The 17,463-nt window shown below is 47.9% G+C and carries 15 protein-coding genes; 2 read left to right on the top strand and 13 right to left on the bottom strand.

Annotation, left to right across the window (positions count from 1 at the left end; genetic code table 11):
* Positions 1-1,044, bottom strand: a complete 1,044-nt coding sequence (locus tag RNAN_RS18565) for a nuclease-related domain-containing protein (RefSeq protein WP_008217556.1) — start codon at positions 1,042-1,044, stop codon at positions 1-3.
* A gap of 230 nt (positions 1,045-1,274) precedes the next feature.
* Between RNAN_RS18565 and RNAN_RS00290 the strand changes: the two genes are divergently transcribed.
* A complete protein-coding gene (locus RNAN_RS00290) occupies positions 1,275-3,641 on the top strand; it encodes an SIR2 family protein (RefSeq protein WP_008217554.1) in 2,367 nt (788 codons plus the stop codon).
* A 75-nt stretch (positions 3,642-3,716) separates the two neighbouring features.
* On the opposite strand, the gene RNAN_RS00285 is transcribed toward RNAN_RS00290, so the two are convergent.
* From RNAN_RS00285 to ampD, 12 genes are all read right to left on the bottom strand, one after another.
* A complete protein-coding gene (locus RNAN_RS00285; RefSeq protein ID WP_008217552.1) occupies positions 3,717-4,046 on the bottom strand; it encodes a T6SS amidase immunity protein Tai4 family protein in 330 nt (109 codons plus the stop codon).
* A gap of 112 nt (positions 4,047-4,158) precedes the next feature.
* On the bottom strand, positions 4,159-4,524 hold the full coding sequence (locus RNAN_RS00280; protein ID WP_040551342.1) for a hypothetical protein: 366 nt from the start codon (positions 4,522-4,524) through the stop codon (positions 4,159-4,161).
* A 170-nt stretch (positions 4,525-4,694) separates the two neighbouring features.
* Positions 4,695-5,216: a hypothetical protein gene (locus RNAN_RS00275; RefSeq protein ID WP_008217548.1), complete on the bottom strand. Its 522-nt coding sequence runs from the start codon at positions 5,214-5,216 to the stop codon at positions 4,695-4,697.
* A gap of 182 nt (positions 5,217-5,398) precedes the next feature.
* On the bottom strand, positions 5,399-6,811 hold the full coding sequence (lpdA, locus tag RNAN_RS00270; protein ID WP_008217546.1) for a dihydrolipoyl dehydrogenase: 1,413 nt from the start codon (positions 6,809-6,811) through the stop codon (positions 5,399-5,401).
* A gap of 159 nt (positions 6,812-6,970) precedes the next feature.
* The gene (gene aceF, locus RNAN_RS00265; protein ID WP_008217544.1) at positions 6,971-8,593 is read right to left on the bottom strand and encodes a pyruvate dehydrogenase complex dihydrolipoyllysine-residue acetyltransferase; all 1,623 of its coding nucleotides are present in this window, start codon (positions 8,591-8,593) and stop codon (positions 6,971-6,973) included.
* A gap of 11 nt (positions 8,594-8,604) precedes the next feature.
* On the bottom strand, positions 8,605-11,271 hold the full coding sequence (gene aceE, locus RNAN_RS00260) for a pyruvate dehydrogenase (acetyl-transferring), homodimeric type (RefSeq protein WP_008217542.1): 2,667 nt from the start codon (positions 11,269-11,271) through the stop codon (positions 8,605-8,607).
* 63 nt (positions 11,272-11,334) lie between these two features.
* The gene (gene pdhR, locus RNAN_RS00255; protein WP_008217540.1) at positions 11,335-12,093 is read right to left on the bottom strand and encodes a pyruvate dehydrogenase complex transcriptional repressor PdhR; all 759 of its coding nucleotides are present in this window, start codon (positions 12,091-12,093) and stop codon (positions 11,335-11,337) included.
* A gap of 228 nt (positions 12,094-12,321) precedes the next feature.
* Entirely contained in the window at positions 12,322-13,566 is a 1,245-nt protein-coding gene (locus RNAN_RS00250) for a sensor histidine kinase (protein ID WP_008217538.1), read from the bottom strand.
* Complete coding sequence (locus RNAN_RS00245) at positions 13,563-14,258, bottom strand: response regulator transcription factor (protein WP_008217536.1); 696 nt, start codon at positions 14,256-14,258, stop codon at positions 13,563-13,565. The genes RNAN_RS00250 and RNAN_RS00245 overlap by 4 nt, the downstream gene beginning before the upstream one ends.
* Complete coding sequence (locus tag RNAN_RS00240) at positions 14,258-15,217, bottom strand: dienelactone hydrolase family protein (RefSeq protein WP_008217533.1); 960 nt, start codon at positions 15,215-15,217, stop codon at positions 14,258-14,260. Before RNAN_RS00240 ends, RNAN_RS00245 begins: the two co-directional genes overlap by 1 nt.
* 132 nt (positions 15,218-15,349) lie before the next feature.
* Positions 15,350-16,204: a regulatory signaling modulator protein AmpE gene (gene ampE, locus RNAN_RS00235; protein WP_008217531.1), complete on the bottom strand. Its 855-nt coding sequence runs from the start codon at positions 16,202-16,204 to the stop codon at positions 15,350-15,352.
* 98 nt (positions 16,205-16,302) lie between these two features.
* Positions 16,303-16,854, bottom strand: coding sequence for a 1,6-anhydro-N-acetylmuramyl-L-alanine amidase AmpD (gene ampD / locus RNAN_RS00230; protein ID WP_008217529.1), 552 nt, complete (start codon positions 16,852-16,854; stop codon positions 16,303-16,305).
* A gap of 68 nt (positions 16,855-16,922) precedes the next feature.
* Here ampD and RNAN_RS00225 point away from each other — a divergent pair, with 68 nt between their 5' ends.
* Entirely contained in the window at positions 16,923-17,453 is a 531-nt protein-coding gene (locus RNAN_RS00225) for a retropepsin-like aspartic protease family protein (RefSeq protein WP_008217528.1), read from the top strand.
* Positions 17,454-17,463: the final 10 nt, after the last annotated feature.

Here is a 17,463-nt window from a genome sequence, read left to right as displayed (position 1 = left end):
CTAAGCACCAAACTGCTGCATATGCAGTTTGCGCAGCACCTTTTTACCGGCTTTGGCCATATTTAGCCGGGCGCTAAACATGCGCATCTGCTCGTCACTAAAGCAGGGCTGATAAAAATCGTTAATGTAGTCTCCCACCAGCGAGGTATACATTACGTTTGGCGGTATTTGAAATTTAAACTCGGCATGTCGGCCAAAGGCGACAATAGACTGCACGCTATCGGCATCTTTACCAGTTAACCCCAGCAGCTGTTTTACCGCCTGCGTATGTTTGTAGTTTTGGTGCAGCGGGTTCATAAACGGGTGCTTGCTGCGAAAGCGCTGTAGCGTCCACTGCGGCTGCTTTTCGCCACCAAAAATCCAGCCGCGGTAGTTTTTTACTTCAATGACAAAAATACCAAAGGGGCTAAGCACCAGGTGGTCTACCTCGGTAAAATCGCCTTTGGCAGTGGGTATGACCAAGTTACGGTAATGCTGATAACTGGCCGGCAGCTCTTTCACCAGCACTTTATGCAGCGCCCGCTCCTCCATAGCACCTTTAATACGTGCGCCGTAGCGGGCGGCAATAAATCCTATCAAGACGACAACAATAACTAGCAACAACAGCATTGCCAGCATACCGCCAAGCAGTGCCAATATGGCACCAAAAAGTGCTGCTACCGGGGCAAAATAGCCCTTTAGTACATCAGCTGGTTTTGGTGCTGCAGCGGGCGCAGGCTTAACCGGCGGCGGTGTTGTGGCTTTAGTGGCAGTTGCAGTGTTAACCGGCTTGGTGGTGACGGTGTTTTTAACGCTGCTAACGGTTACGGGTTTGGCAGGAATATTAGTTAGCACCACATCTTTTACCGGTGCCGGTATCGGGTTTAGGCAGTGGTTATCCACTTCACGCTTAGCGCTTAGGTAGTTATGGCTATTTGGCTGAGCAGCAAATTGCACTATTTGGTGCTGCAGCAGCAAACACGCCGCTTCGGTATATTGCTTCTGGCTCAAGGCTAGCGGGGAGAAAAGCAGTAATAGCGGTAAAGTAAAACGCTTCCAGCGCATAAAACGTCCTAATATTAAAAACGATACTCAAGAAAGACAAGGTACCGACGGCAATAAGGATTTCGAAAGACTTAAACTAGACAACTAATTACTTGACCTGTATACGATTTTAAGTAATCTAGTTAACAATCTTCACGATAATTAAAACTCAACGACAGTAAAGAAATGCATTTCGTATTTATACTTATCGATTCAAAAATATAAGCCATTTAATGACTAAGAGGCAATAAGTGATAAACATAATAGATAAAGAATTTAATAAATCAGTCGAAATAATAAAAAGTTGCATTTTAAGCTCTGGATTAATTCCTATTTTAGGATCTGGTTTCACAAGAAACTGTGAAGCGAAAAACGCAAAAGTTCCTGATGGAAAACAGCTCAAAGAGATAATGATTAGAACCCTTATTAAGAGTAGTGCTGACGAAAACCTAATAGCAGCCCTGAAAGATTCCGATCTAAAAAAAGTTTCAAAGTCATATCTCAAACACTCTAAAAAAGAACTAATAATACAGGATCTAACCTCATACTTCACTGAAGTAAAATTAGATAAACTAAAAAAAGATTTTATCAATAATGATTGGAAGTACATCTACACGTTAAACATAGATGATGCTATAGAGCGAGAAAATAAGAAAATTAAAAAAGTATTACCATACAAGAAACTACAGCACAGAATTAGAGACCACCATTTACTTTATAAAATACATGGATGCGCAACTGAAGAAATAACATACTCAGAATCTGACTCTTTAATATTTTCCGATGCGCAGTACATTAGAAGCCTAACAAAAAATGAATCTATACTTAACGCTTTAAAAAACGACATATCTGAAAGCAACATTATTTATATAGGCTGCAGCCTTGATCGGGAAATAGATATAATCCATGCAGTATCTGGCGCAAAGGAAGATAAAAGCGTCAGTTCAAAAAGAATATTCTTCACTAGACAAACTCCTGACACGATAACACTAGATTCTCTTGAAGATTACAATATAAATACCGTGATTATTGTAAACGACTTTGATGAAATATACAAAATAGTAAACACCGCGTTTAATAGCGAAGATTTTGACGATAAAATAGATTTTGAAAACTTTAAATCATCAAACATATTTACAGTTGAAAAAGATAAAAACAAAAACATAAACTTTCTACTGCAAAACTTTGACAACAACAGTGAACTAATAAGGTTTGGCGTACCATACTACATTTCAAAAAGAAGCATCACACCGGATGTAATAAATAGCATAAATAAAAACAATGTAACAATAATTAAGGGGAGAAGATTCTCAGGAAAATCTTTACTTTTAAAGACAATAACCATTCATGTGAAAGATAGGAATGTTTACTATATCCCTTCAGACTCATCAATCAGCTCTGAGGACATAGATAAATTAACCAGACTATCTAACTCTGTTGTTTTAATTGACTCTAATGTTGTGTCATACGAAGAAGCCTACACTCTCCGCAAGGAAATTAAGGCACTGAAGAATAACAATGTTTCAATATTAATCGCTTGCAACCCAACAGAAGTTGATGTATCAAATGTTTTTTTGACTCCAGAATTCGAAGATAATTTTTTTGAATTGCGAAACAGCTTGGATGATCATGAAACCTCAGATATAAATAGAAACTTATCGCTTCTAGGGATTATTGAATGGAAAAGAAAACAAACAATACTCAACAACACGTACAACTCATCGATTCACTATCCATATATAAGAGCAGATTTTTTACATTTCAAAGAGGATATTCAAAATAACGAACTAAAGTTACTGTTAATTCTTGCAGTCCTTGATAAAGTTTATATAAGCATTAGCAGGCATCTTGGGTTTGGCAATTCAGAGTCCGCAGCTCTAGCAAAAAAGTTTAATCCCTTACTTGAGATAATAGAAACAGATCGTTCAGAGAGAAATCACAAGTCTAAGTTTAAAATTGTGGTAAATTCAAAAGTCTGGCTATTCAACGCCATAAACGGATTTTCTATTAAAAATGGCGCAGAGAAAACAAAAAATATAATTATTGAACTAATCTCGGAGTTTTACAGAAATATTGACCTCAATCCAATTGCGAAAAAAGTGATCATGTTTGATACAATTAATCAGTTTTTCTTCAGGAGAGAGGGCGCAGGAAAATTATTAATAGGTCTATATAGTGATTTAGAGAGCATTCTTAGCAATGACCCAGATTATTGGCTGCAAAGAGCAAAAGCAATGGATAGAATTTTAAAAGACCAACCAAGCTTAATGAATGCCATTGACTATGCAAAGAAAGCTTTTTTTGATAGCACTCGAGATAAAACAACAATGAATGCGGAATTTACTATAGCTAACCTGTATGGAAAACTATGTTTCACTACTAATTACTCCAATATCGATTTTATAAAAGAAGCCTTATTCTGGTATAACTCATCAATAAGCAAATATAATTTCAACCAAAACTATGTTAACTCACTACTTGACAACACAGTAAAAAATAAAGGTCATCTTCATAAGTTGATGAAGAACATACTTTCTACATCTATGCCATTTACTGGAGAGTCAAAGCAGCATTTCAATAATATACTTCAGTTTTTAAAATCCAATAAGAACGATTAAATTAGGACTTACCCCCCCCTAACAAAATCAAAAAGTCGTGGAAGCGACTTTTTGATGGTTTTACTTGAAAAGAACTTACTTTTTACTTTTACACGGCGATTCAGCAGCGGAGCCCTGATAGATCTTTGTTAAGACCTCAGACTCGGCAAAATCAATGCATTTCATCAGGTTATTTTGCTTACCCGCTTGGGTGGCATAGTCCTTTTTCAACCATTGCTGTATCGGCTCGTTCAACTCTTCATAGGCTTCCAGCGGCATAGCTCCAAACTCGCGGTAACCATTTAGCGCACTTACTGCCTGGTCGTAAATTTCACCCTCAGTAAAGGCGGTGGCTAAACAGCTGGCCTGTGCATAGTACTGAAACAGCTTTAGCTCGTTTTGCTGCTTAAATGCCATCTCAGCCATAACGCCGCTTGAAATGAAAAAATCGATAAAAATAACCAAAGCCTGTTTATTTCGCGCGGCTCTTATATTCCGTTTTAGGAATAACAGCTTGGCGAGCTTTTTCTCATCAAAATCAGTTTTGCGCCGGCACTAAGATGTTTAGGCCATGATCAGTTTCAAGAAACGGCTTAATACCCTGTGCCAGTTGCTGTTGCACAGCGTAATGCTGCTCGACTACCTGTGCGGGTACACAAGCGCTGGTCATGTGAAAGCTATCCGTTGACGCCACGTCCAGCATTGATACTGCTAAGCCGTCTTTCGATACTAATAGAGTATCGCTTTTAAGAGTGCTGCCAAGCCTGGTTTTGCGATTAACGAACAGTGATTTAAAACTTAGATTGCTTGTAGCCGGGTGTGAAACCACCAGAACCTCGGTATCTGCAAGCTTCTCCAGCTCAACATAAGTATCCAGATGTTGTGGCGTAACGCTGGTAAACATCACAGAGCTAAATGAGCGTTCTGGCTCATTTGCAGATGGCAGTCTACGGTATTCGTTATCTGAAATCTTTTTATACTCTGCAGGAATAAACCACTGACAGCCAAGGTAAGGATAATTGGTTGCTGATGTACTGCAGGCTGAAATTAACAATACAACGGCTAGTATTCTCTTCATGGCTTAATAACCTTATGCAGCTTTTTATCCGTGACATGGATACTCTCGATGCGACAGTCTGACTTACAATCCCACCACAGCGTAACACCAACAGAACTAAAGTTTGCCACAGCCGTTGGGCCTAAAACCTTTGCAGCCATCCCAACTGCACCGGACACATTTCCAGAAATAATAATTGGCGTTTCAGCTTTAATCACATCGTCACGCAGTAAGCGTATTGCAATTTCTCTTAATAAAGATGCTTCTGTTTTCAGATCCCTGACCATTGACTCATCAGAAAATCTGGCGGTATTAAAACCTTGGAAAGCGAGCAATTTACGAAAATCACCCACCGGCATTGTTTCTAGCCAATCTACTTCATGCATCAGCGCATTACGTATACGAGCGGCCAGCACCCGGTCTAGCGTTACCGTTTTGTCTTGTGTCGACGCCTTTGCAATCTCATATTTTTTTAACGTCCTGTTACCTACTGTTGGTACTAAGGCAGAACCACCTATAAGTAGTTGAATAGTCGCCATATTAGATCCCTTAATGTGCAAAAAGAGTTTTATTTTACACTTTATAAACCATATAACAACATTTTAACTTCGACTGGCTGAGAAGAATCTTTAGTGCTGATAAGTGGATTGGAATATCTGTTATGCAAAAACAACAAAGGCCGCATTCGCGGCCTTTGACTTAAACACTTAACTCAGAAAAATTACTTCTTCTTCGCTTTCGGGTTTGGCAGGTCGGTGATTGAACCTTCGTAAATCTCTGCTGCTAAACCGATAGACTCGTTCAGCGTTGGGTGAGCGTGGATAGTTAACGCGATATCTTCGGCGTCGGCACCCATCTCTACTGCTAAGCAGATTTCACCCAGCATTTCACCGGCGTTGATACCGACAATAGCGCCACCCAGAATACGGTGCGTTTCTTTGTCGAAAATCAGCTTGGTGAAGCCTTCAGTACGGGCTGAAGCGATAGCACGGCCAGACGCTGCCCATGGGAAGGTAGCGGTTTCAATTTTTAAGCCCTGCTCTTTGGCTTCTTTCTCGGTAACCCCTACCCAGGCCATTTCCGGATCGGTATAGGCGACTGATGGAATGCAACGCGGGTCGAAGAAGTGCTTCAGGCCAGAGATCACCTCGGCCGCTACGTGGCCTTCGTGTACCGCTTTGTGCGCTAACATTGGCTGGCCGATAACGTCACCGATGGCATAAATGTGTGGCACGTTGGTGCGCAGTTGCTTATCAACATTGATAAAGCCGCGCTCGTCTACGTTAACACCGGCTTTGGCCGCATCTAACAGCGCGCCGTTTGGCTTACGGCCAACGGCGACTAAGATCTTGTCATAACGTACCGCTTTTTCCGGTGCGTTTTTGCCTTCGAAGGTTACATACAAACCGTCTTTTTTCGCTTCTACGCCAACCACTTTGGTCGACAACATAATGTTGTAGTTGTCTTTGTTGTACTTGGTGTAGGCTTTAACGATATCAGCATCGGCTGCTGGTACTAACTGATCAGCAAATTCAACGACTGACACTTTAGAACCCAGTGCACGGTACACGGTACCCATTTCCAGGCCGATAATACCGCCACCTAATACCAGCATTTCGCCCGGAATGTCTTTTAATTCCAGTGCACCGGTCGAGTCGATAACGCGTGGGTCATCTTTTGGAATAAACGGCAGTGATACCGGCTCTGAACCCGCCGCGATAATAGCGTGTTCAAAGGTAATTTTGGTGTCGCCAACCTGTAAGGTGTTGGCGCCGGTAAATTTACCGTAACCGGTAACCACTTTTACTTTACGCATTTTAGACATACCGGCCAGGCCGTTGGTCAGTTGGCCAACGACTTTGTCTTTCCAGCTACGGATTTTGTCTAAATCGATTTTCGGCTCACCAAAGGTCACACCGTGTGATGCCATCTCTTTAGCATCGTCAATCACTTTAGCAACGTGTAATAAGGCTTTAGACGGAATACAACCTACGTTTAAGCACACGCCACCTAAGGTGCTGCGGGCTTCAACCAGGGTAACTTCTAAACCTAAATCTGCTGCACGGAAGGCTGCAGAGTAACCGCCAGGGCCTGCGCCCAGCACCACTACTTGGGTTTTAATGTCGTTGCTCATCGTATTACCTTTTATATCGGGTCAGTTCGGTTCATTGATAACTGTATGTAGGGTACGGCTATCAGGCGAAAAAAGTGGCGGAATTTTAACATCACAGCCGCCGCTGTGTAACCTAAGATTTTCGCCTTACGGCAGTTTTCTCTGCCGTAAGGCTGCACTTTACATAATGATCTGGCGAATATCGGCTAAATAGCTGGCCAGGGTGGCAGTAAAGCGCGCTGCCAGCGCGCCGTCTATCACGCGGTGATCGTAAGATACACTCAGTGGCAGCATCAGCTTAGGCTCAAACTCTTTACCGTTCCATTTGGGTTTAATGTCCGATTTTGACACGCCCAAAATGGCCACTTCCGGCGCGTTCACGATAGGCGTAAAGGCCGTACCGCCAATGCCACCTAAGCTGGAAATAGTAAAGCAGCCGCCCTGCATATCGCTGGCGGTAAGCTTACCTTCGCGCGCCTTGGCCGAGATATCCTGCAGCTCGCGCGACAGCTCGATAATGCCTTTTTTGTTCACGTCTTTCACTACCGGCACTACCAGACCATTGGGCGTATCGACCGCTATGCCTAAATGCACGTATTTCTTCAGAATTAAACTGGCGCCATCTTCCGACAGTGAGCTATTAAAGGTGGGGAATTCTTCCAGCGCCTTGGCTACCGCTTTCATGATAAACACCAGCGGCGTGTACTTAACACCCATCTTTTTCTTATCTGCCAGCGCGTTTTGCTCTTTGCGGAACTCTTCCAGGCCAGTGATATCAGCTTCATCGAACTGGGTAACATGCGGAATGCGCACCCAGTTACGGTGCAGGTTAGCGCCGGACAACTTCTGAATACGTGACAGCGGCTTGGCTTCCACTTCGCCAAATTTGGCAAAGTCGACTTTTGGCCAGGCGATTAAGTCAAAGCCCATGCTATTGCCGGCACCAGATGCGGCACCAGCGCCACTTTCAACCTGTTTTACCAGCTGCTTCACGTAGTTTTGTACGTCTTCTTTCACCACCCGGCCTTTACGGCCTGTGCCGTTCACCTTGGCCAGGTTAATACCAAATTCGCGCGCCAAACGACGGATAACCGGTGACGCATGCGCATAGGCACTGTTTTCGACAAAGCCATCGCTGCTGGCAGATGGCGCTGAGGCTGCCGGTGCGGCCTCTGCTTTGGGTTCAGCTTTGGCTTCGGTTTTTGCTGTTTCAGCTTTAGCTTCAGATGCTGGCGCTGTCTCATCACCGCCCTCGGTTTCAAACAGCATAATCAGGCTGCCGGTAGAGACCTTGTCACCGACACTGATTTTGATTTCTTTTACCTTACCGGCAAAAGGTGCCGGCACTTCCATACTGGCTTTATCACCTTCAACGCTCAGCAGTGACTGGTCGGCAGCAACGGTGTCGCCAACTTTAACCATAATCTCGGTTACTTCTACCGCATCACCGCCAATGTCCGGTACCTTTACCTCCTGCACTGCAGAACCGCTGGCTTTTTTCGCCGGTGCTGCATCGGCTTTTGGCTCAGCTTTAGCTTCGGCTTTGGCTTCTTCTTTTGCCGCTGCGGCGCCTTCGCCTGCAAAAGTCATGATCAGGCTGCCGGTTTTTACCTTGTCGCCTACTTTAACGTTGATGCTTTTTACCACACCGGCCTCAGCCGCAGGCACTTCCATCGACGCTTTATCGCCTTCAACACTTAACAGTGACTGATCGGCGGCAACCTTGTCGCCCACCTTTACCAGAATTTCGGTAACTTCAACTTCATCTGCACCAATATCCGGAACATGAATTTCAATAGTCATGAATAATCCTCTTATGCGTACAGCGGGTTGATTTTGCCGGTATCGATGCCAAATTTCTTAATCGCATCGCTGACTACCGATTTTTTCAACTCGCCTTGCTTCACCAGCTCAGTCAGCGCCGCCACCACTATATAGTGGGCGTTTACTTCAAAGTGACGGCGCAGGTTTTCACGGCTGTCCGAGCGGCCAAAACCGTCGGTACCCAGCACCTTGTACGACACCGCAGGAATAAAGGCGCGAACCTGATCCGCATAGTTTTTCATGTAGTCGGTGGCGGCAATAGCCGGCGCTGTACCCATTACGCTGGCGATGTATGGCGTTTTCGCTTTGGCATCCGGGTTAAGCATGTTAAAGCGCTCAACGTCCTGGCCATCACGCGCCAGCTCGTTAAACGAGGTAACTGAGTACACATCTGACGCCACACCATAATCTTTGCTTAAAATGTCAGCGGCTTTACGCACTTCATTTAAAATGGTGCCTGAACCCAGCAGCTGTACCTTGCCACGGTCGCCGTTTAAGCTCTCCAGCTTATAAATACCCTTCCGAATACCTTCTTCGGCGCCTTTTGGCATCGCCGGGTGGTGGTAGTTTTCATTCATTACCGTGATGTAGTAATAAATGTTTTCCTGCTCCGGGCCGTACATGCGGCGGATACCGTCTTGCAGAATTACCGCCAGCTCATAGGCATAAGTTGGGTCGTACGAGATACAGTTCGGCACCGTGCCGGCCAGAATATGGCTGTGGCCATCTTCGTGCTGTAAACCTTCGCCGTTTAGCGTGGTGCGGCCTGCGGTGGCGCCTAATAAGAAACCACGCGCTTGCTGATCGCCGGCCAGCCAGGCCATATCGCCCACGCGCTGGAAACCAAACATCGAGTAGTAAATGTAAAACGGGATCATCGGCAAATCGTTGGTGCTGTATGAGGTTGCCGCCGCCACCCAGGACGACATCGCACCTAACTCGTTAATGCCTTCCTGCAATACCTGGCCACCGGTGTCTTCTTTATAGTAACTGACGACTGAACGGTCTTCCGGCGTATAGTTCTGGCCGCCCGGGTTATAAATACCGATTTGGCGGAATAAACCTTCCATACCAAAGGTACGGGCTTCGTCGGCAATAATCGGCACTATTTGCTTACCGATATGCTGATCTTTCAGCAGGATATTCAGCGCCCGCACATAGGCCATAGTGGTGGAGATTTCACGCTTTTGCTCTTCCAGCAGGCCGTCAAAGGCACTTAGCTCTGGTAAGGTCAGCGCTTTGGTAAAGTTAGGCAGACGTACCGGTGTGTAACCGTGCAGCGCTTTACGCCGGGCATGCAGGTATTCCAGCTCGGGCGAGCCTTCCGGCAGCTTGATATACGGCAGCTCGTTTACCTGCTCTTCGCTGATATAATCTTCCAGGCCTAAACGCTTGCGCAGTTGCAGCACATGCGTCATGTCCATTTTCTTTACCTGGTGCGCGATATTCTTACCTTCCGCCGCTTCACCCATACCGTAACCTTTTACCGTTTTCGCCAGGATAACCGTTGGCTTATCGGTGCAGGCCTGTGCCGCTTTAAAGGCAGCAAACAGTTTTGACGGCTCATGGCCACCGCGTTTTAACGCAAAAATTTCTTCGTCAGTCATATCGGCAACCAGTGCCGCGGTTTCCGGATAACGGCCAAAGAAGTGCTTACGCACATAGGCACCGTCGTTGGCTTTGTAGGTCTGGTAATCACCGTCTACGGTTTCGTTCATCAGCTGCAGCAGCTTGCCGGTAGTGTCTTTGGCCAGCAGCTTATCCCAGCCACGGCCCCATACTACCTTGATCACGTTCCAGCCGGCGCCGCGGAACAGGCCTTCTAATTCCTGAATGATCTTGCCGTTACCCATAACCGGGCCATCGAGGCGCTGCAGGTTACAGTTAATTAAAAAGCACAGATTGCCCAGCTTCTCGCGCGCGGCAAAGCTTATCGCACCGCGTGATTCCGGCTCGTCCATCTCGCCATCGCCCAAAAAGGCGTAAACGCGCTGTGCGCTGGTGTCTTTTAAACCGCGACCGTTTAAGTACTTTAAGAAACGCGCCTGATAAATGGCGGTGATAGGACCCAGGCCCATAGATACGGTCGGGAACTGCCAGAACTCAGGCATTAATTTCGGGTGCGGGTAGCTCGATAAGCCCTTGCCATCGACTTCCTGGCGGAAGCTGTCGAGCTGCTCGGCAGTTAAGCGGCCTTCAACAAAGGCACGGGCGTAAATGCCCGGTGAAATATGGCCCTGGTAATACACTAAATCGCCGCCGTCTTTTTCATTCGGCGCACGGAAGAAGTGGTTAAAGCAGGTTTCATAAAAGGCGGCAGAAGACTGGTACGACGCCATGTGGCCGCCTAAATCCAGCTCTTTTTTCGAGCCACGCAGCACGATCATAATAGCGTTCCAGCGGATCACCGAACGGATACGTCGCTCCAGGTTCACATCGCCCGGGTAAGCCGGCTCTTGCTGCGGTGGAATGGTGTTGATGTAGTTGGTGGTGACACCGGTTGGCATGTCTACGCCTTCTAACCGGGCTTCTTCCAGCACTTTTTCCAGCAGGAACTGTGCCCGCTCTACCCCTTGTGTGCGAACTACCGATTCCAGCGCTTCAAGCCACTCTTTGGTTTCCAGAGCGTCGATGTCAACTTTACTGACTTCAGACATATCGAAGTTTCCTTTGGTTGTGCACGCCAGCGCTATGGTTGCGCCGCTGCGTTAGTAAAATAATTAACCCTGCTGGCTGCGACGTAACGAGCGTTCAATACGCGAGCGCTCTTTACCCACATCCAGCATGGCTTCTTCAATAAAGGCCAAATGATCATTACTGGCCTGGCGCGCCTGCTCGGGCTTGCCGTTAATCACTGCCTGCATTAGTGTTTGCCGGTGCGCATTTAACTTGGCGCCTATGCCGTCTTTTTGCTTCAGGGTTTCCAGGTTTACCCGGATATTCTGCTCGACCAGCGGCGTTAAGCCACGCACTAAATGCAGCAACACCACATTGTGTGACGCCTCCGCCACTGCCAGGTAAAAACTGCCTACCGCTTTGGCTTCCTGCTCTACATCATTTAGTTGCTGCGCCGAGCAAATGGCATCGTAATGCTTTTTAATCTGAGCAAAATCGGCTGCGGTGCCACGTAGCGCCGCGTAGTATGCGCAAATGCCTTCTAACGCGTGGCGAAACTCCAGCAAGTCAAACTGTGACTCCGGGTGGCGGCCAATCAGCTCAAACAGCGGATCGGTTAAGCCCACCGCCAGGTTATCGCAAACGTAAGTGCCGCCGCCCTGGCGCCGGCTCACCAGGCCCTTGGCTTCCAGCTTTTGAATAGCCTCGCGCAGTGACGGCCGCGATACGGCAAACATTAGCGCTAAATCCCGCTCGGGTGGCAGCTTTTGCCCCGGCGCAAAACTGCCTTCCAGCAACATGTTTTCCAGTTGCTCGACAATGCGGTCTGAAAGCTTAGCCGGTTTAATGGTGAAATCTGCCATGCAGTATTGTTTTTCCTGTTGGTACGCGCTGTTTTTATTCGTTTTACAGGCCGCGTGTAAATTGGTATTACCAATTTATTTTTAGTGGCGATACGGTAGCAGTTTCTGCATAACAAGTAAATAAAGCAGAGAATCTATGCAAAGGCAAAAGCGGAAAATAGTTAGAGTAATAACTCTGGAAAGTGCACGACAGGAAAACAGCCAATCAATTGGTCTGACCAGAATATTTTAGGGGAAAGTTAACCGGATACAGGTGCCCGAGTTATCACTTTGTAGCTGATAAGCAATTTGCCATTTATCACACAAACGTTTTACCAGCGACAAACCAATGCCCATGCCGGTGCTGTTGGCACCTTTAATACCGCTGTTAAATACCTGCGATTGCAGCTGCTCATCTATCCCAGCCCCGCTATCCTGTACTGACAGCACCTGCCCGGCAAAGCTAATGCGAATAACGCCTGCAGCGGTATAGTCAAAGGCATTGCCTATCAGGTTATTTAGTAGCATCAGCAGCGACATTGGATCCATTATCAGCTGTGCCGAGGGCGCAATATCCAGCTCCAACCGAATGGCTTTGCCGGCTAACTTAGCCTGCTGCTGCAACACACTTTGTTCTACCACAGGTAACAGTTTTACCGGCACGGCGGCTGGCAACTGCTCCCGTGCCAACAACACCAGGGTGTCTATGGTCTGGTTTATTTGCTGCTGGGCAAGTTGCAGGCGCTGCACATATTGCTGTTGTTGCGCGCTTAACGGGCCATGCTGCAGTAAGGTCAGGGCGCCTTGCATCACAGTAAGCGGGGTACGCAGCTCGTGTGATACGTCCTGGGTAAATTGCTGCTCGCGGCTGATAAATTCAGCCACCCGCTGCCAGGCCGCCTGCAGCGCCTGGGCTAAACGGCCAATTTCGTCAGCGGCAAAATCGTCGGCAAAACCGCTTACTGCCTTGTCGGGTTGCAGGGCCGTGCTGTCAACCTGCTGCGTCAGCGTGTTTAAGGGTTTAAGTACCCGCCTGGCCAGCACATAGGCAAAGCCGGCAGCACTTAGTAGCACAACAGCGAGCAGCAGCAGTAAAAACTCTGCCAGCTGTGGCCGTATTGCTCTGACAATCAGCTGATCGGTTACATCGGCCAGTAAAAAGCCGCGCGACAACGGCATCAGATGGTAGTGCTGGCCCTGCTCAAGCGCAAATTCGCGCCGCTCGGGCGCTTGTTGTAACTTGGCTTGGATCGGCTTTGGCAGCGCGGCAATATCACTGGCATAGCGGATAAACGGCAGGCGTGGCTGTACAGTGCTGCCCGCCGCTAACTGCTGCTCAGCATAAGCTGCTTCGGCTTGCAGTAACGAAGCAAACAGCTGATCTTCAGTATGGTAAGCAAAAATAATGGCGCTGGCGCCAAACAGTAGCCCTACCAACGCCGAGCTAGCGATAAAGGTGAGCAAAATACGCCGCTGCAGTGATAGCACTGTCATATGGCAGACTCGGCTTTAAGTGCAAAACCCACACCCAGTTGGGTTTCAATACTTACTGACGCCCCATGCTGTTGCAGGGTTTTGCGTAACTGATACAAGTGCGATCGCAGCGCGTCTGATTCGGTAGGTTCATCACCCCAAATCTTGCTGCACAGCTCAGTGCGGCTGACCGGCCGTGGGTGGGTTTCTAGTAGTATACTCAGCAGCTTAAAGCCAATTGGCTTTAGCGCCAGCAGTTTGCTATCGCAATGCACCTGATGCAGATGCCGGTTTAGCCGGATATTGCCCAGCGTCAGCGTGTGATGGTGTTGCAGGTGACGCTTGGCTAGCACCTGCACGCGGGCCCATAATTCGGCTAAATCAAATGGCTTTACCAAATAGTCATCGGCCCCGGCGGCAAAGCCGTCCAGCTTATGCTGCAGGCTGTCACGTGCCGTAAGCATTAACACTGGGATATGCCGGTTGGCCTGTTGCCGCAGCAAACTGCAGACATCCAGCCCGTCTAACTGTGGCAGCGTTAAATCCAGTACGATGACATCGTAATAGTGTGCCAGTGCCAGCTCAGCGCCATGACGGCCATTAAGGGCAAAATCCACCCCAGCCCCCTGCATGGCAAAATAATCGGCGATATTCGCCTGTATCGCCTGATTATCTTCAATTACTAATACCGTAAGTTTAGCTGCCGCTGTCATTACAACCAGGTCTCGAAATGCTGAACATAGCTTGCTGGCAGCACATGGCCGCCGTCAAACACATGGTGCTGTTTGTCGCTATGAGGTAAGGCATCAAATAAGGCTTTATTCTGCTTTTTACTGGCATATTCATCATCATTCGCGCTAAACAATAGCACCGGGTTATCGTGTAAACCAGTGAGCATATTCAGTGGTGCCACTATGGCTGTGTAATTGTTGATATGCGGCGGCACCATAGCCGCGACCCGATTTACTCTGTTATCTACTGCGGCCAGCAATAAACTGACATGCGCGCCCATACTGTAGCCGGTGACATCAATCCTTGTCGCATCAAACTGCGGTTGTGTTGTAAGCCAATCCAGCAGCACTCTATGGTCGCGCACCGTGTCTATCAGCATGGCCTCGTAGGGTTCGCGCTCGCCCCACCAGTGCAGATTATGTAGCAGCTCAGCAATCCCCAGATCCGGATTTTTACGTTCACCGTGGTTACGGGCATCAATAGTGACCACAGCATAGCCCTTTGCCAGTGCCATGGCAGTAATCTGATCGGTGTTTTCCCGGGTATCCCGCGCTTTGTAACTGGGCAGCCACCAGCGCTGGTATGAGCGCCCCATAGCATGGGCACCTATCAGCACCGGTACCGCTGTGGTGTTGTCTTCAGAGCGCTTAGGTAAACGCAGATAGCCATTCACTTTGGCACCGTCAAAGCTGGTGTAGTTAAAGTGGTAGCCATTGCTTTGATCATCGGCGTTATCGCGCTGCAATGTTAGGTCCACCGGTTGCGACAAGGTGTAAGCATAACGCTGCGTTATCTCACTTGCGCTAACACTGTAGGGTTTTAAGCCAAATAATACATACCAGCCGGCGGCTACTAGCGTAATAACAGCGCCAATAGTGAGTAGCGTCTTTTTCACGGTAGCTTTACTTACTACAATTTTGTTCACTCGGGTTTTGTTCATGGTGAGCACCTGTTTTAGATTGTATTTAACGTACAACCCAAGGGTGCCATAGCGGCTGTGAAACTGGTGTGAAGTAAAATATTGCCAATAAAAAAAGGCGCCCTGATGGCGCCTTTAATCTGACAGTCTGGTTTACCCCAGCCAGCCACTAAGCGTTAAAATGGCGGTAAAGGCTAAGAAAAACAGCATATTGCGTTTAGCCAGCTGCACCATATAGCTGGTATCGTCCAGCGTATTAATGCTCTCGGCCGGAATTTGCTCGGCGGCGGTCGCCACTTCAATTACCACCTGCTCGTTGCTGGCGGTAAAGTCTAAAAAGTAACTCAGTAGTGCGTTAGAGGCGCGGGAGAAATGCCCCACCAGCGCAAAACCCAGGCCAAATAACCGCGCCGGAAACCACAGCGCCCAATGGGCTACACAGTCCACTTTGCTGTCACTGCCCAGCACCGCGGCGTAATCGGCTGCGTCTTTTTCGTCAACCGCCTCCTGCAAATGCCGCACCAGTACATAAGTAATAACACCAAAGGCACCCAACAATAAAAACCAGAACACCACAGCGGCGTAGTAACGGAAATTGAGCCAAAGTAACAACTGGCCATAGCTGTACTGCTCGCTGGCGCTGCCCAGCTGGGTGCGGATTTGCTGCATAGCAATAAAACCAGCCTCTTCATCGCCTCTGTCCATGGCGTTTAAATACTGCTTGTACAGCTGACGATAGTGCCAACAGCCGATACCCACCAGCAGCAACAGCGTATTAACTAAAAAGGTCAGTAAATGGCTGTCTACCCAGCACAGCAGCAGCGCAACTACGGCACCCGGCAACGCCAGCCACAGGTATTGCCCCAGGCTGTGTGCTGACAGGACACTCAGTTTAGAGCCGGCAGTAAAGCGCACATAACTGCGGCAATAGCGGCTGGCCTGCCAGGCGTCGCTGCGCACGGCTAAGCGCTCAATAATTAATGCCAGTAACATACTGATTAAGGTCATACCTAAAACTCCCTTGTTCGCGCTTTTTTATTCCGCTTTAACCTGGTTACTTTTGACAGTACCACTTTCAACACTACAGCCTAGTTGCACGCGTTTTATCATAGCGTTGCAATGGCACTGCGATAGCGCGCCCAGTCAAAGGCGGCTCCGGGGTCAGTTTTACGCCCCGGCGCAATATCACTGTGGCCTGTAATACGCTGTGGCGTGATAGCCGGATACTGCTGACAGATCATTTTTGTCAGCTCAATAAGGCTTTGATATTGCTGCTCAGTATAAGGCAAATTGTCGGTGCCTTCTAACTCAATACCGATAGAAAAGTCGTTGCAGCGCTCGCGGCCGGCAAACTGGCTGACGCCGGCATGCCAGGCACGTTTGGCAAAAGGCACATATTGAAATACGCTGCCGTCGCGCCATATTACGCAGTGCGCCGACACTCTAACGCCCTGCAGGCCACTAAAACTGGGGTGTGCTGTGCAATCCAGGCTGCCCATAAACAGTGCATCAACAAAGCTGTGTGCGGCTTTGGCGGCAAATTCGCCGGCAGGCAGGCTGATATTATGGATCACCAACAGGCTGATGGTCTCACCTGGCGGGCGATCATCACAGTGTGGACTGGGGCGCTGCGTTATCGCAAGCGAGCACGGCTTCATCAGAAATTTTGCCTTTAACCAATCTGGTTAGTAAGCTATGGCGCTATTGTCCTTGGCCGAGCTGACGAATGCAAGCACCAGAACCGACAAAGTCTTATGGTAAGACCTTCGCCATTATTGCCTGGCTTATTGTAATGGTGATGCTGTTTTTGTTTTTTGACGACACCATTGATAAACAGCTTAACCCCAACCAGCAGCTTAACAGTGTGCAGGGCAGCCGCGGCGAAACCCGTACCGTGCTTATCCGCAATAAAGCCGGCCATTATGTCGGCACAGCACTGGTGAATAACCAGCCGGTCGATTTTATGCTCGACACCGGCGCCACTACTGTAGCCATAGCGCAAGCCACGGCAGAAAAACTGGGCTTGCCGGTTGGCCGCGCTATGCAAGTTAGCACTGCCAACGGTATCACCACCGCTTACGCCAGCCGCATAGATACACTGCAACTGGGTGATATAGTGCTAAACAATATTCCGGCCAGCATAGTGCCCGGCTTAAACAATAGCGGGGCCGGCAGCGAGATATTGCTGGGCATGAGCGCGCTGAAACAGTTAGAATTTCACCAACAAGGTAATCAGCTAACGCTGATCCAACATTAATACTGCGATC

The organism is Rheinheimera nanhaiensis E407-8 (genome assembly GCF_000296695.1).
Taxonomy (GTDB): Bacteria; Pseudomonadota; Gammaproteobacteria; order Enterobacterales; family Alteromonadaceae; genus Alishewanella; species Alishewanella nanhaiensis.
Note: the sequence above shows the minus strand (reverse complement) of the source record. Positions and strands in the feature narration are given on the sequence as shown.